At 36.9% G+C, this 15,624-nt stretch carries 13 protein-coding genes and 2 pseudogenes; 7 read left to right on the top strand and 8 right to left on the bottom strand.

Annotated elements, in window-relative coordinates; translation table 11 throughout:
* The first annotated feature begins 145 nt into the window (after positions 1 to 145).
* The 3 genes from ACFFIX_RS20960 (at position 146) to ACFFIX_RS20950 (ending at position 6,896) form a co-directional block, all read left to right on the top strand.
* Positions 146 to 2,899 carry a GTP-binding protein gene (locus ACFFIX_RS20960; protein WP_378937537.1) on the top strand — a complete coding sequence of 918 codons (2,754 nt, stop codon included), beginning with the start codon at positions 146 to 148 and terminating at the stop codon, positions 2,897 to 2,899.
* A 432-nt stretch (positions 2,900 to 3,331) separates the two neighbouring features.
* Positions 3,332 to 5,074, top strand: a complete 1,743-nt coding sequence (locus tag ACFFIX_RS20955; protein WP_378937535.1) for an ABC transporter ATP-binding protein — start codon at positions 3,332 to 3,334, stop codon at positions 5,072 to 5,074.
* A complete protein-coding gene (locus tag ACFFIX_RS20950; RefSeq protein ID WP_378937533.1) occupies positions 5,055 to 6,896 on the top strand; it encodes an ABC transporter ATP-binding protein in 1,842 nt (613 codons plus the stop codon). The genes ACFFIX_RS20955 and ACFFIX_RS20950 overlap by 20 nt, the downstream gene beginning before the upstream one ends.
* Before the next feature lie 250 nt (positions 6,897 to 7,146).
* Here ACFFIX_RS20950 and ACFFIX_RS20945 read toward each other — a convergent pair whose 3' ends face one another.
* Positions 7,147 to 8,133 (bottom strand): aldo/keto reductase, encoded by a 987-nt coding sequence (locus ACFFIX_RS20945; protein ID WP_378937531.1) that lies wholly within the window; start codon positions 8,131 to 8,133, stop codon positions 7,147 to 7,149.
* 211 nt (positions 8,134 to 8,344) lie between these two features.
* Between ACFFIX_RS20945 and ACFFIX_RS20940 the strand changes: the two genes are divergently transcribed.
* Positions 8,345 to 9,238 carry an AraC family transcriptional regulator gene (locus tag ACFFIX_RS20940; RefSeq protein ID WP_378937529.1) on the top strand — a complete coding sequence of 298 codons (894 nt, stop codon included), beginning with the start codon at positions 8,345 to 8,347 and terminating at the stop codon, positions 9,236 to 9,238.
* Positions 9,239 to 9,352: 114 nt separating this feature from the next.
* On the opposite strand, the pseudogene ACFFIX_RS20935 reads toward ACFFIX_RS20940, so the two are convergent.
* Together ACFFIX_RS20935 and ACFFIX_RS20930 are read right to left on the bottom strand one after the other, a co-directional pair.
* Positions 9,353 to 9,601: pseudogene (locus tag ACFFIX_RS20935) on the bottom strand (insertion element protein); the annotation flags it as partial.
* 265 nt (positions 9,602 to 9,866) lie between these two features.
* Entirely contained in the window at positions 9,867 to 10,349 is a 483-nt protein-coding gene (locus ACFFIX_RS20930) for a hypothetical protein (protein ID WP_378937528.1), read from the bottom strand.
* Between the two features lie 168 nt (positions 10,350 to 10,517).
* Between ACFFIX_RS20930 and ACFFIX_RS20925 the strand changes: the two genes are divergently transcribed.
* The 3 genes from ACFFIX_RS20925 (at position 10,518) to ACFFIX_RS20915 (ending at position 12,857) form a co-directional block, all read left to right on the top strand.
* Entirely contained in the window at positions 10,518 to 10,718 is a 201-nt protein-coding gene (locus tag ACFFIX_RS20925) for a YwbE family protein (RefSeq protein WP_378937527.1), read from the top strand.
* A gap of 384 nt (positions 10,719 to 11,102) precedes the next feature.
* The gene (locus tag ACFFIX_RS20920; RefSeq protein WP_378937525.1) at positions 11,103 to 12,242 is read left to right on the top strand and encodes a DEAD/DEAH box helicase; all 1,140 of its coding nucleotides are present in this window, start codon (positions 11,103 to 11,105) and stop codon (positions 12,240 to 12,242) included.
* 24 nt (positions 12,243 to 12,266) lie between these two features.
* Positions 12,267 to 12,857, top strand: a complete 591-nt coding sequence (locus ACFFIX_RS20915; RefSeq protein ID WP_378937523.1) for a histidine phosphatase family protein — start codon at positions 12,267 to 12,269, stop codon at positions 12,855 to 12,857.
* A gap of 218 nt (positions 12,858 to 13,075) precedes the next feature.
* On the opposite strand, the gene ACFFIX_RS20910 is transcribed toward ACFFIX_RS20915, so the two are convergent.
* The 5 genes and pseudogenes from ACFFIX_RS20910 to ACFFIX_RS20890 all read right to left on the bottom strand — a co-directional run bounded on the left by ACFFIX_RS20910 (position 13,076) and on the right by ACFFIX_RS20890 (position 15,599).
* On the bottom strand, positions 13,076 to 13,660 hold the full coding sequence (locus tag ACFFIX_RS20910) for a peptidoglycan-binding domain-containing protein (RefSeq protein ID WP_378937570.1): 585 nt from the start codon (positions 13,658 to 13,660) through the stop codon (positions 13,076 to 13,078).
* Positions 13,643 to 14,143 (bottom strand): annotated as a pseudogene (locus tag ACFFIX_RS20905) (peptidoglycan recognition protein family protein); the annotation flags it as partial. The pseudogene ACFFIX_RS20905 and the gene ACFFIX_RS20910, both read right to left, overlap by 18 nt.
* A gap of 362 nt (positions 14,144 to 14,505) precedes the next feature.
* A complete protein-coding gene (locus ACFFIX_RS20900) occupies positions 14,506 to 14,682 on the bottom strand; it encodes a YfhD family protein (protein WP_378937521.1) in 177 nt (58 codons plus the stop codon).
* Between the two features lie 72 nt (positions 14,683 to 14,754).
* Entirely contained in the window at positions 14,755 to 14,883 is a 129-nt protein-coding gene (locus ACFFIX_RS20895) for a YfhE family protein (protein ID WP_378937518.1), read from the bottom strand.
* A 158-nt stretch (positions 14,884 to 15,041) separates the two neighbouring features.
* On the bottom strand, positions 15,042 to 15,599 hold the full coding sequence (locus tag ACFFIX_RS20890) for a GNAT family N-acetyltransferase (protein WP_378937516.1): 558 nt from the start codon (positions 15,597 to 15,599) through the stop codon (positions 15,042 to 15,044).
* Positions 15,600 to 15,624: the final 25 nt, after the last annotated feature.

Genomic DNA, 15,624 nt, shown 5'->3' with positions numbered 1-15,624 from the left:
TTTTAAAATAATCCATGTACTCACTACTTTAACCCTATAAAAAAACCTACTCTAAACGAACTATATAAATTAGTATGAAAGTTATCGATAATAAATGCTAGTCACATAATATACTAACTATATAGACAAATAAGCGGAGGTAAAAATGACACTTGAGAACGAACAATTGATTAATAAATCCTATTTCGAGACGTTTCTAAGCGAAACGGAAACAGCTCATCCAATTCGAGTGCTCGGTGAAGCCTACCTCGAAGAGCAGAAAAACGAAATGTATGATTTATCTTATATCCGATATGCACAAGGAGAAGTATACTTTCATAACAAAGATTATGAAGCGGCTATTTTTAAATGGGAAAACATTGCGAATGAATTAGAGCCGTGGGCCAAGAAAAATATCGCAGATTCCTATTTTGAACTAGGACTGCTTTCTGCAGCAGAAGATATATATACTAATATTCAAACGGATTCGAACACGCTCGCCGTAGAGGTATCTTTACAGTTATTTGCCCTCTATATTGAAAGAGAAAAGTTTGATCAAGCCTATAAAGTGATTAACAAGGCGATTTCGCTAAATCCTGACTATCCAAATGTAACGGCTCTTGCTCGATCTTTTTATGAAGAAAGACAAGATTGGAGCAGTGCAACTCTGCTGGCTGTAAACGAAATGACACGAACTGAATCAATAAATTGGTTTAATCACTTACATCGCTATGTCGAACAAGGTTACACAAAGTCATTCTCTCCTGATTATTTTTATTCAGCATTAACAACTGTGTATAAGGTAGATCAACAGCATTTTGAACAATTAACTAGTGCTCTTTGGCACAGCTATAGAAATCAAGATAACTATCTATTATGGGTTAAAACGATTAATGAACTTTTCTTAAATATTGATGTGAACACAAACGAATCATGGAAAGAAATTTCTGCACTATATCAAGAAACATACTTTGAATTAACAGATGGAAGGCATCTTATTAATGAGCTTCATGAAGTCCTTCCATTAGTGTTAGAAAATTGGTTAAAAGTCACAAATAAAGAGGACGCGTTATTTGCATCAGCGTCAGTTTTAGCCTGGAATGAACTATTCCCTTCTTCTGTTGAGGTAAATTCGGCTCGTAACGCTCAAAAAGTCATTTTGCAAGCAAAGCATGATCAGAATTCCTTGGAGCATAGTTTACAACTGTTTGATTCGATCACAAAATGGACAGAGAAAAACAAGCTAGAAATTGGATACAAAACAAACTGGTGGATGAATCAGTTGACGGAGTTTAGAATGAATTCCTATTTAATTACTGGCTTTGTTGGAAGTGAAAAGTCTGGATTTATTAATTCAGTGTTAGGTGAAAAACTAGTAGACGATTCTACTCTCGTCGTTCTTTCAGATGATGATACAGTTGAGATGAATGAAATTTCAACATTCGGCAGTAGACAAATATCGAATATCTCAGAATATCAAGAACAAGCTGCGCAAAATGGAACGACTGGGTTTCTAAATTTAAAACGACCTTGCATCTTTTTAAATGAAATTGAATCCACACTTATTAATACACCAGAGTTTACAGGAATGTCTAATGAGCAAAACGAAACGTATGAGTACTTGCCTTTAGCAGATGGAGTTCTCTTTGTTCTAGACGCAAACGATCCTTTTACAGATAAGGAACGACAAGTACTGTTAAAAATGAAAGAAAAGTCGCCAAACGTACCGATTCACTTTCTTCTGAATAAATTAGATAGCATCTATAACGAAGCTGATGCAATCAGAGTTGCCCAGGATACTCGAACTAGAATTCGGTCGTATTTTCCTGACGCTCAAGTTCTTCCATATTCTCTGTCACACCCAGTAAGTCAGCAGCTAAATAACCTGACAAACTTTTTCAAATCCAATTTCCAAGTTTTGAGCCATCAGGATAAAAACATCTCAAAAATCCTGTTTTTAATTCGGATAACACTAACAAATTTATTGAAAAAACGCGTTCAGATGGAATCAAGTTTAATTGATTCCATCAAATGGAACGAAGATATTCTAGTTAGACTTAATGGTTTTCATCATGGTCTCGGTGATTTAGAAAGTGATAAAATAAAAGTCGTGACGGATTCCTATCGTAGAATTAAAACCGAAATGAAAGATGATTTAACAAAAAGCATACCAAAAATGCTCAAAGATTGTTCAGAACTCATCAAGGAAGACAGTGATTTTACCCAACTTCATGTTGAATTGAATGAAAAAATGAATGATAAAGTTCAAAGATATGTCGGGCACGAACTGATCCCAGAGGCATATCGTGCTCTTTCAGCGTGGATTGAAATGTCTAATGAAGAGCTTGCTCATAGCCAGCATTATTTAGATGAAATGAGCGAAACCTTTAACGGGTTGTATCAACACGAAAAATTGAAATTAGTCTGCGATTTTAAGGTGCTAGATGATTGGCGCCGCGATATAAATCGAATGACAAGCAGGGTTCAAGTTGAAAAAGAAAATATTCTGTTACGCACCAATCCTGCTCAATTCCTTCTAAAAAGTGCTGGAAGACTATTTGGTTCTCTGTCGCAAAATAAATCGATGCTCTATAACCAATATAAAAAATATGTAGAACATGAAAACTATGAAGACGTGACTGAAGCAATCGTAAATAAGTTTTTCCTGCAATTCGATATGTTCGAAAAGGCATTGGAATCAGATATCACAATTTTCTTCAAGGAGCCTTTTCATCAATTAAATAAAATAATCACTGAAACACAAACAGAAATTGAAGAATCACAGCAATCATTGAAAAAAATGAAAACAAACCCTGAAGCTTACTACGATCCGATTAAGCTATTTGAATTAAAGCTACAGCAATATGAGTTTATGGTAAAAGCAAAAAAAGCCACAGTATATAGTGAGTCTAGGGTATAAGTGAGCTAAAAGAATAGAAAAATATCAGTTTAGATCTACCTCTTGAGGTAGGTCTTTTTTATTACACCAAAATTTATATAATTCTAGGATTCAGTTTGCGTTTCTGAATCCAGCTCCAGCGCCTAGCCCCTCGAGGTCATAAGTCAATTCTAAATTGAAGGCAAAGAGCGCCTTCTATTTAGAATCGTCTTATGCTTGTCGGGTCTGAACAAGGCGCTTGCGCTTTTTAAATTGTTCACTCGAATAAGTCTTAATCAAACGTTTGTTTAATAGTTGAAAAGCCGACTTAAATAAAAAAACGATTGAGATTATGACCTTTATAGTATCTAACGAAATTTCGTATTGGTATAATTTTATTAACTTTATTAATAATCCGAATTATTAAGAATCAATACATATTGCATATCCATACTGAACACTGGAGGACAGCTTATGGTCAAAGTACTTTCATTTCTTAAATCCTATCGAATCGCGGTTGTTGTTGCTCTATTTTTAATGCTTGTTGAGTTATTTGTAGAATTATTTCATCCCCTTTTAATTGCGAAAATCATAGATGATGGTATTTTGCAAAGAGATCTATCAGTCGTCATTCAGTGGGGGGCTGTCATGATTGTCATGTCTTTGGTGGCTTTTCTATCTGGTGTTATTAACTCATTTTTTGCTTCACATGTTAGTCAAAGCTTTGGTTATGACGTAAGAAAAAGTCTTTTTGAAAAAGTTCAGGCATTTTCGTTTACAAATTTAAGTCATTTTCCAACTTCCTCATTGATTACTCGAATGACAAATGATGTGACACAGCTTCAAAACACGGTGTTTATGAGCTTACGAATCATGCTTCGTGCTCCCTTGCTAATCCTTGGTGGAATGATAATGGCACTAGTAGTCAACGCCAAACTAGCTCTCTTTTTGATCATCACAATCCCACTCATGTTTGTGTTTTTAATTTGGATGATGAAAAAAGGTGCCACTTTATTCAAAAATGTTCAAGAGAAGCTAGACGGTGTAAACAGTGTGATGCGTGAAAACCTTGCGGGTATGAGACTAATTAAAGCTTTTTTACGAAGAAAGCATGAAGGAAAGCGCTTTAACAGATCGAACGAGGACCTAAAAGATGGGACGATCTATGCGTTACGTCTGATGGAAGTCACAATGCCAATCCTGCTTTTAGTGATGAATTGTAGTGTACTGTGTGTGCTTTGGTTTGGTAGTGTAGATGTGAATACGGGCGAAGCGCAGGTAGGCGAAGTTGTTGCTATTGTGAACTATGCAACTAGAATTACTTCTGCACTTTCAATCTTTTCATTTATTATTATGGCATTTTCACGTGCAAGGGCATCTGCGCACAGAATCTCAGATGTATTAGTGACTGAAATTGACTTAATAGATTCAAAAGAATTGGCTACTACTTCCCCTATTAAAGAGGGTGAAATAGAATTCAAGAATGTTTCCTTTTCCTACCCTAATACAAGTACTGAAGTGCTTGAAAACCTCTCATTTGTTGCCAGGTCTGGGGAAACGGTTGCAATTCTCGGGGCAACAGGATCTGGGAAAAGCTCTTTATTTCAACTAATCCCAAGGCTCTATGATGTAAAAGAGGGAGAGATTTTAATTGATGGGGTAAATCTGAGACAAACAAAGCTCAGCGCACTACGCAAACAAATCGGATATGTTCCACAAGAGGCATTGCTTTTCACTGGAACTGTTAAGGAAAATATCGGTTGGGGCAAAGAAGATGCTTCAATGGAGGATATTATGGAAGCGGCAAAAAATGCACAAATACATCACACGATTACACAGCTGAGCAAAGGGTATGATGCTGTATTAGGTCAAAAGGGAGTAAACCTTTCTGGTGGACAAAAGCAACGACTCTCAATTGCGAGAGCCTTAGTCCGTAAACCAAAGATTCTCTTACTTGACGATAGTACAAGTGCTTTAGATTTAAAAACAGAAGCCATGCTACTTCAGTCATTAAGGCACTATTCCTGTACGACCTTAATTATCACACAGAAGGTCAGCACTGCAATGGAAGCAGACTCTATTCTTCTTTTAGAAGAAGGTAGAATCCTAGCAGAAGGTAATCATGAAGAACTGTTAAAGCAGTCTGAACTTTATCAGCAAATCTTTCGTTCGCAATTTGGAGAGGAGGAGTTGCGCCATGCTCAAGCAGCTAACTAAGCCTTTTCAATATAAGCGAATTCCCTTAAGCGAGAATCTTGATGGAAAAACATCCACTTTGAAAAAAAATCAAAAGGTAAAAAACTCTTTTGGAACTGTTAAAAGGATTTGGTCCTATCTTGCGGAAAGTAAAGCACGTTTAACGTTGGTTCTAGTCATGGTAGTGCTAAGTTCTTTTTTAGGATTGTTAGGTCCCTTTTTAATCGGAATGGCGATTGATGATTACATTGTGACGCGAGACAATAGTGGGTTAAGCACACTATTGATCGGCCTTGTTGCCATTTATCTTGTGAATTCATGTGCTATTTGGTTTCAAAATTATTGGATGGTGGGAATCGCAGGAGAGACCGTCTATAAAATGAGAAATCAATTGTTTCGTCAGCTACATAAGCTACCCATCTCGTTTTTTGACAAACGTCAGCATGGCGAACTTATGAGCAGAATTACAAATGACATTGAAAATATAAGTTCAACATTGAATAGCTCAGTTATACAGATTTTTTCTAGCATTTTGACACTAGTTGGAACAATCGCGGTCATGATTTGGCTTAGTCCCATTTTGACGGTTATTACGCTGTTGATTATTCCAATTATGTATTTTGGATTAAGATGGATTACGAAGCGTACAGGTCGACTATTTAAAGAACAACAGCGCCATTTGGGTGAATTGAATGGTTTTATAGAAGAAACAATTTCTGGTCAAAGAATTGTAAAAACTTTTTCGAAAGAAGACAAAGTGATTGAGGATTTTCTTGAAAAAAGTGAAAAATTAAAGGGAGCGGGCTTTTGGGCGCAGACCATTTCTGGCTTTATTCCAAAGTTGATGAATGTTTTGAACAACTTAAGCTTTGCGGTTATTGCATGTGTTGGAGGAATTCTTGCTTTAAATGGACTGATCTCTATTGGTGTTATTGTTATTTTTACTGAATACTCAAGACAATTTACACGTCCATTAAATGACTTGGCAAACCAATTTAATACGTTGCTTTCCGCGATTGCTGGTGCGGAGCGAGTATTTGAAATTCTTGATGAAGAAGAAGAGACAAAGGATAAGGAAAACTCAATTGAACTCGTAAAACCTAAGGGGGAAATTGAGTTTCAGCATGTTTCTTTTTCATATGAAGAGGAAAGCAAAACAGTTAGAGATATTAGTTTTTATGCAGCGCCTGGTGAGACAGTTGCATTTGTTGGACCAACAGGTGCAGGTAAAACCACAATTGTAAATTTGCTATCGCGGTTTTATGAAGTCGATGATGGGAAAATTCTCATTGATGGTTATGAGATGACGTCAATTAAAAGGGAGAGCCTGCGTCATAATATGGGATTTGTTTTACAAGATGTGTTTTTATTTGAGGGGACGATTCGAGAAAATATTCGCTATGGCAAGCTTCAAGCATTAGATCAGGAGGTGGAAACAGCGTCGAAGCTGGCAAATGCTCACTCCTTTATCGTGAAGCTGCCTAAACAATATGACACTGTCATAAAACAGGATAGCTCAGGAATTAGTCAAGGCCAGAAACAATTACTTTCGATTGCACGAGTCATTCTGGCAAATCCATCAATATTAATCTTAGATGAAGCAACGAGTAGTATTGATACAATTACAGAAATGAAAATTCAAGAAGCTTTGCAAAGATTAATGAAGGGGAGAACAAGCTTTGTGATTGCACACAGATTGAATACGATTCAGCAATCTGACCAGATCATTGTCTTAAGTGAAGGAGCTATTTTGGAACGAGGGTCCCATGAGTCGCTCTTAAACGACAAGGGCTTTTATTACAATTTATATCATAGTCAGTTGAAGAAAGAGACTGGTTCATGACTTAATTTCCGGAACAAAAAAACGCTTGGCTAAATGATGTAAGCCGTTCTCTCTTTTGGAGTACCCGCATATGAAAAAACAAATATAAAAACATGTATAAAATAAGTGGATTTCACAAGTGAAATCCCAACGCTTTTGGCAGTAAAATTACAATTTATCAAACAGTTACAGATAATGAAAAAGCCAATCTTCCTGCTTTAGGAAAATTGGCTTTTCTTTAATTTCATATTGAATTTTCTTCGCACTACAATTACTTCAATCCGAAACCACTTATTGCATGTGGAACATACGGTTCCTCTAGAAAAGCTATTTCTTCTGGTGTTAATTTTATAGATAGAGCAGCTACCGCATTTTCAAGGTGAGAAGTTTTTGTAGCACCAATAATAGGAGCCGTTACCGGTTCTTTCTGCAATAACCAGGCAAGTGCAACGTGAGCACGAGCAACTCCACGTTTGTCAGCGATTTCTGCGACACGTTCTACCACCGAACGGTCTGCGTCGGCAGTCGCATCATATTTAGCTTTCTGAACTTGGTCAGTTTCAGAACGGAAGGTAGTTTCTGACCAATCGCGTGTTAGCCTACCGGATGCGAGTGGGCTGTAAGGAATCACGCCGATTTTTTCCTCTTTACAAAGAGGCATCATTTCTCTCTCTTCTTCTCGATATAAGAGATTATAATGATTCTGCATAGCAACAAACTTAGTCCATCCATTTTTCTCCGCTACATTATTTGCTTTTAGGAATTGCCATGCCATCATGGAGGAAGCTCCGATGTATCTAGCTTTACCAGACTTTACAACTTCGTGCAGAGCTTCCATTGTTTCTTCAATTGGAGTATTGTAGTCCCAACGATGGATTAGGTAAAGGTCAATATAATCAGTTCCTAATCTTTTAAGACTTTTATCAATTTCACTCATAATTGCTTTTCGTGATAGTCCACCGATGTTGGGAGCTTCATGGGTTGGGAAAAATACCTTCGTAGCGATGACGACTTCATCTCGGTTTGCATAATCCTTTAAAGCTCGTCCAAGGATTTCCTCGGCTGTTCCACCTGAGTATGAATTTGCTGTATCAAAAAAGTTGATGCCCAATTCAAGAGCTTTTTTAATAATAGGACGACTTTGCTCTTCGTCAAGTACCCATTGATGAATCCATTTCTTTGCGTCACCAAAACTCATTCCACCAAGACAAAGCCTTGATACATCTAAACCTGTATTACCAAGTTTAACGTATTCCATTTGATTCTTCCTCTCTAATATTAACATTTAATAGCCACTTCAATTTGTTGTTATTTATTGTGAGCTATTTATAATATTACAACAAAAAATAAATGAACCTTTACCCTAATTGTATCAAGTTTTTGCCTAATCCTATCAAAACGCTTTGCGAAATCGTCAAGTGTGCGATAAAATAAAACTATCAAAAATGAAGGAGTAAGGAGAAATAGATATGTCCGAAAGATTCTTCCAGCAGCAACATGAACTCGCTAAACTTATTGAGCGTTATTCTGAAAAGGACGGTGTTCACACTACACTTATTCCGTCTTTATACCTCATCCGTGAATCTATTATTACAGAACCGATTTCTAGAGTAAATGAGCCATCCTTTTGCATAATCGTACAAGGGGAGAAGGACGTATTATTAGGGCAGAATCACTTTCGGTACGGTCCTGGCAATTATATTGTAGCATCCATTGACTTACCGGTTACTGGACAAGTTATGAAAGCCTCTGCGGACGCTCCGTATTTGGCTCTCAAAATTGAATTTACACCGAGTCAAATCTTAGATGTTTTAAGAGAAACCGAAACTCGAAATGAATTGAAAAAAAATACAAAACGAGCTATGTTCGTCTCTAAAGTAGAACCATCTCTTTTGGATGCTGTAGTCAGGTTAGCTTGTTTGCTAGACAATCCAAAACATATCCCGGTACTTGCACCGCTATTTACGAAAGAAATTCTCTATTGGATTCTTCAAGGTCCGAACGGGGAAGCCCTGGAACAAATTGCATTAGAAGGTAGCAATGCAGCTCGAATTAGAAATGTTATTGAACATATTATGAATCATTATAATGAACCTTTTAAAATTGAAGAGCTTGCCGACATAGCTAATATGAGTGTTGCTTCGTTTCATCGACATTTTAAAGAAGTAACAACTATGAGCCCGGTTCAATTTCAAAAACAACTGAGATTACAGGAAGCTAGACGGTTGTTATTAGCCGAGTCAACCGATATTGCTAATATCGCATTTAGTGTAGGTTATGAAAGCCAATCTCAATTCAGTCGTGAATATTCCCGTATGTTTGGCTTTCCACCTAGAGAAGAAATAAAGCGTTTGAGGGCATAACATGACCGAAGAGTAAGGCATTAATCCACTGTAATTAGAAGAGCTGAAACTTATATATTGTTTGCAAAGAAAGTTCAAAAAACAGCGGGCAAATACACGATTTGCTCGCTGTTTTTATTGCATGTGTATGATATCTTTCAATTCAAACACCTTATTTGTTAATCCTAATCTTTGTGAAGGGGTTAATTTTTCGCCATCTCTACTTGTATAAGGCATACAAAAATTGAAATACACTCTTAGAATCGTTAGTGCGTACTGAGCATACTCAGGATTAAAGTTTGAATAGATATAACTCTTTCCGTCACCTCTTGCAGTTACCAAAGGTCTTTCAAGGGTGGAAATCCTTCGTCGAATTAATTGGATTCACAACTCCTTTACGAAAACTACATTAGCATACAAAAACGCATATCATTTAGCAAGTACCATAATTTGAATTATGATTAGTGTTAACATTATGGTTATTATGCCTGCTATTTACCCAAAAGAGTGAAGGAAGCTTGGTATATCAATAAAAAAAGCAATGCAATTTCGTATGTGAAATGCACTGCTTTTATACATGTTTTTATAGTTGCGGGTACTCCAAAAGAGAACGGCTTACTAAATGATGCCGAGCGTTTTTACATTGTTACTATCTAACCAGTTGCAGTGAAAATCCTTCTTCCATTAAATAACTTCTAGCTTCACTATAAGTTGTGAAGGTTCCGTCTGAATTTAAGCCTGCGTATACATTCCACATTTCGTCTTCAAATATAAGAAGCAATGTGTGATTGCTTTCGTTTACCCAACGCTCTTCTTCTTCTGCATCCTCGCTAACAGCTGCTTCAATCGTTGTTTTAGGTGAAAGAGATTTAATCGATTGTTCAATGATCTCTTTTAATTCCCCTGCAGAAAAGTCACGGATATTTACCAAGCCCTTGTTGTCTGGGTGATAGCCATTTATATATTCAGCATACACAAAACCGTTGCCATTTGGGTGCAGATGATAGACGACATTTTTTTTATCTGTCGCACTTTCTTCATAATGGAAGTTGATTCGACCAAGTGAGACGTCTTTTCTCTCTAATTCAGGGAATGATTGTATAATAGTCAGTTTTTCTTCAAATGTAAGCATGAAGCCTCCGTAGTTTTGTGAATTTTTTTTCAATATTTTATTATACCATATTCGGCACTATATTAATAAAAAGGTATAATGAAGGTTTAAGACGGGTAATAAAATGAGTCTTTAAAACATGATATACTTAGGAAAGCTAGAACATAATGAGTAGGAGTCGTATAATTTATGATAAAAAATGGACAAAATCGCAATGATATTACTAGTGGCATACAAGTTGAAATCGTTTTGAAACAAGATCAGAGAACGGGTAAACTAACGAGCGGGACCGTTAAAGATATATTAACAAAATCAGCTTTTCACCCACATGGAATAAAAGTTCGTCTACAAGATAATCAAGTGGGTAGAGTGAAGAATATTCTTTCTTAATTTAGTATTTCAAGCTTCATTTAATATTAATCCTTTATTTTAGGATTTCATAAAATACTTTTAATAAAGCTCTTGATAAAAAAAGCGTAAGCGCCTTGTTCAGAGGAAGAAAGGCTAAATTCGCAACGTCCTTTTGCAACGCCTTTCTCACCTTCATCCTGAAGGCGTCCGACAAGCATAAGTCGATTCTAAATAGAAGGCGTTCTTTGCCTTCAATTTAGAATTGACTTATGACCTCGAGGCAGTTACAACCGCGACGTCCTGTCGCTGTAACTGCACTAGCACGTCCTGTGCGTCGGGGCTAGGCGCTGGAGCTGGACTTGCGAAACGGAGACTTAATATCAAATTTTATACTTTCTTATATGTTAAAAAAAGGAGAACACAATGACAGAAAAACAATCATACATTACCGCATTTAATGAGTCACTTCAGGCAATCTGGGAAAAATCTGAGTTTAAAGAAGCAACAGTCATTCAAGAAAAAACAGCTTCGCTTCTTTTAGAAGGTAAAGACGTAATAGCAGAATCACCAACAGGTACAGGCAAAACGATTGCCTATCTTTTGCCATTACTTCATAAACTAAATTCTGAAAAAAAGTCAGCTCAAATTGTAATTTTAGCTCCGTCGAGAGAATTAGTAATGCAAATTCATCAAGAGGTTCAAAAGTGGTCTGAAGGTAGCGGCGTATCTAGTGCATCTTTTATCGGGGGAGCAAATGTAAAAAGACAGGTTGAAAAATTAAAGAAGAGCCCTCAAGTTATTGTTGGGACACCGGGTCGAATTTACGAGTTAATCAAAATTAAGAAGCTAAAAATGCATGAAGTAAAAACAATCGTACTAGATGAAGGCGATCAATTACTTGTCCCAGAACATACAAAAACGATTCAAGATATTATTAAAACAACGCTTAATGAGCGCCAAGTGGTCTTATTTTCAGCAACTACAAATGACAGTACTGAATCAAAAGCAAGGGATTTAATGAAAAATCCAGCCTTTATTACCGTAAAACGTGACGAAATTCAATCTGGTATTGTCGAGCATATGTATTTAGTTTGTGAGCAACGCGACAAATTAGAAACATTGGAGCGGATTGCTAAAACGATTCCAATGAAGGCTCTAGCATTTGTAAAAGACATTGGCCTGTTAAATGTGGTGGCTGAAAAGCTAGAATTTAAAGGCTTAGAGTTCGGACTTTTGCATGGTGAATCAACGAAAGCTGAAAGAGAAGCTTCAATTCGCGATTTCCGCTCAGGAAAAATAACGCTACTTCTAGCAACAGACTTAGCAGCGAGAGGACTTGACATTGAAGGGCTAGAATTGGTTATTCATTATGATCTAGCTCTAAACGAGTCTCAGTATATACATCGATCTGGGAGAACTGGACGCTTAGGTGCATCTGGGACGATTCTTTCGATCGTAACTGATAGAGAAGCAAGAGAGTTAAAAAAGATTGCTAAAGAGCTCGAAATTGAATTGAAAAAGAAAGTGTTGTACAAAGCACAATTAATGGATGAGAGAAAATAATGGAATTCCTACTTCTGCGAGGAGGTGAGGACAGTTTTATATATAGTTCGTCACGGTGAAACGGATTGGAATCAACAAGGGAAAATTCAAGGTCACTTAGATATTCCTCTAAATGCAAACGGAAAACATCAAGCTGGATTGGTAGCAGAACGACTAAGGGGAATAGAAATTGATTCAATCTATTCAAGTGATTTAAGCAGAGCAAAAGAAACGGCTCTCATTATCGCAGGAGTTCTAAACATATCGAATCTAGAGAGTTGTCGTCATTTAAGAGAAAGAAGCTTTGGCGCATTTGAAGGTTCAGATATTACTTCATTGCTAAAGACTAACCCAAATTATGAAAGCAACTGGCATGATGAAGGTGAAATAGAAAGCCTACATTCCGTACAAAAAAGGGCAATTTCGAGAGTAACAGAGCTGATGATTGAAGCGAGAGGAAAAAATATACTTGTTGTAAGCCACGGTGTCTTAATTGGAACTTTTCTTCATTATTTAGCAAATGAAGAAGAGGGCACTAATCTGACAATTGTAAACAATACGTCAATCTCTTCTTTTGAATACGATCATCCTAGCTGGAAGGTTAATGCTCTCAATGATGACAAGCATCTATATTGATTAAAGTAAAAACGCTGCTCCAAATTGGACAGCGTTTTTTTGTCATGTTGCTTTTGTCTAAGATGTAATCTTACAATATGTTATTTCGGTTTATGTTATACATTTAATTAGGAGTTATATAAACTTAAACAATGCTCTTGATATAGTTTTGGTGTCTAGCTCCAAGCGCCATCAGCTCGAGGTCATAAGCCGATAAACGGGCTCCTTGCGCTTTTCTACTAGTCATCTAATTCCATTCGAATATATTTACGTGTGTTTGGTCCATAAACACCATCGTCTTTCAGAGCAGCGAACATTGACTGAAATCTTCTTATGGCATCCTCAGTTCGTTGTCCATATATGCCATCAACTACTCCTGGGTCATAGCGTAGCTGTTTCAAAGCTCGTTGGATTTGTCGGACAGCTTCCCCTTCGCTTCCGCGTCTGAAAACTCCTGTAGGCAGAGGGTAATCCGATCCGGAACGACGTTGTTGGTTCACTTCTTGTAATTTATTCAATGTTTGTGGACCAACTAATCCATCCACAAGTAGATTGTATCTTTTTTGAAAACGCATAACAGCATTTTCAGTTTCTTCTCCAAATTGACCATCCGCTCCAAAGCGAGGGAGTGAAAAACCGGCAGAAATAAGCTCTCTCTGAGTATCCCTAACGAAAGCTCCCGTATCTCCTTCCCTGATTGGAAGTTTTACGGTTGTACTTTTAACTTCAGATGGCCTTGTGACTGTTTGTGTGCCACCAGTTGATGGTGGAGAAGATTCTCCAAAGTGATCTCTAAGAGCTTCCCTTACATCGTCAATAAACATTGAAAAGGATATCCCATTTGGTCGTAATGCATTAATTGGATCTGTTCTGCGCATTGGATCTAATGTTGCATGTGCCACGATATCTTCACTGGGATTTAAATTAAAACGATCACATAAATAAGCATGATACCAAACATAGCGTCGATATGCTTCAGTAAAATTGATCCTACCCCCATGACAAAGCTCAACTCCGATTGCTGCATCATTTGAATTTGCTCCATAGAGTCGGTTGTCCTCAGGTACATTTGATCTTACATGAAATGCTTTTTCACTCAACGGAATTATTTCTAAAATATATTGATCATCAATAAAGGTATGGGCAGAGGCTGATGGTTGTTCTCTATCAAAGTAATTTCGGTTTCCATAAGCAGTAGAGCCAGGATTTCCAGTATCATGACTAACGATGAATTTAATCGTTTGAATTGCTTGACCAGACCTTGAATTACCTCGTCGGATGTAGTCTTGAGTGATTTGGTATCTCACAGGCGTCACCCCTTGTCTAATTAGAAAACACTCAATCGCTATTATCTTATGTAGCAGTAGTGTTGAACGTGCTTGGCAGAAAAAATAATAAGGAGCAGAGGTTTCTTCTTAGTTGTTTGATAATTAGATTAAGAATTATTCACAATATCCACAGACTAATGTAAATAAGTATAGATTATTACTTTGAATAAACTGTGGATAACTAATACTTATAATAAAAGATACTAACAGTCTTATCCACACTATCCACAGTTATAAAAGTCAAATTACTCACAATTAAAGATTTTTGTTGTGGATAACATATTATTACCCACAAAAAAATAGGAGTAGACGTCTACTCCTATTTTTATGATACAAACATATTAATTTTGACGTTGGTTTGCGGCATTTGCTCTTGCTTGAGCTTCCATATCTGCTTGGTCCGCAATTTCACGGGAGAATTCCTCGTCAACACCATCTGATTTTTTTAAGTTCTTTGGTACTTGTGGTAATGAATTTTTGTTTCGATCGCGTGTTTTGTGACCATGACTTCTTCCCATTGTAATGCCCCCCTAATGAAAATAACGTTCTTCTATAGAATGGCTTTTTAGGGTGAATTTCATGTATGGAAGTTAGTGTCTAGACTTGTTACTTATGTATCCACCAGCACGATCTGCCATTTTAAACTCTCTTGAATAAGTGACTTCTTGAGAACTTGAAAGTGTGCTTTTTGTTTTTTCATTTTTTCTTTTATCTGCCATGATATTCACCCTTTTCAAAAAATTTTTAGACATAGTTAGTCTCGACAAAAAGTGGTTAATTCATACAGTATAAATGGGTGAGTTATTTAGGATTATTGCCTTGGAAAAACACAAATTCCATATAAAAAAGAGCCTGCTCATAAGAACAGGCTAAAAATTTAAGCTTCTTTTAAATGATGATCTTCGACTTCTGAAGTAGTACGCAGTGTGTGAAGCGTATAGAGGTCTTTTGAGATTTCATATAAATTAAAGGTGTCTTCACCATTGTTTATTTGTGATAGTAGGTTTTGTCGTGGTTCGTTGGCGTTTATGACATATGGTATTTTTTCTGCGGCTTTTGTTGAACAGACATTTTGTTTGCGAATTCTTAAGAAGATTGTTTCGATACCTAGCTCAAAGAATAATTCATTGAAGAATGCATCTTTTGCTTGCTGGTTATAGCCTTTTCCATGATATGGTTTACCTAACCAGGTGCCAAGGAATCCAGCATTTTCTTGAATGTCAAACAAGCTGATCGTTCCAATTGGAGAGCCCCATTCATCCTGAATCGTACGTGAGATTAACTCACCACGCTCTTCCGCTTCAATTGTTTGTTTTGTTAAGAATAAATACTCTTCGTACGAGCTTGCCTTTTGCCGGACAAAAGGGAAGACTTCAGGGTGTATCATCAAGTCGTACAGTGCGTGGCTGTCATGAACATCACGTTTTTTCAACATTAGGATCCCTCCATTGAGGGCAGAC

This window comes from Metabacillus herbersteinensis, assembly GCF_042433335.1.
Classification (GTDB): domain Bacteria; phylum Bacillota; class Bacilli; order Bacillales; family Bacillaceae; genus Metabacillus; species Metabacillus herbersteinensis.
This window is presented reverse-complemented; position numbering and strand designations above follow the sequence as displayed.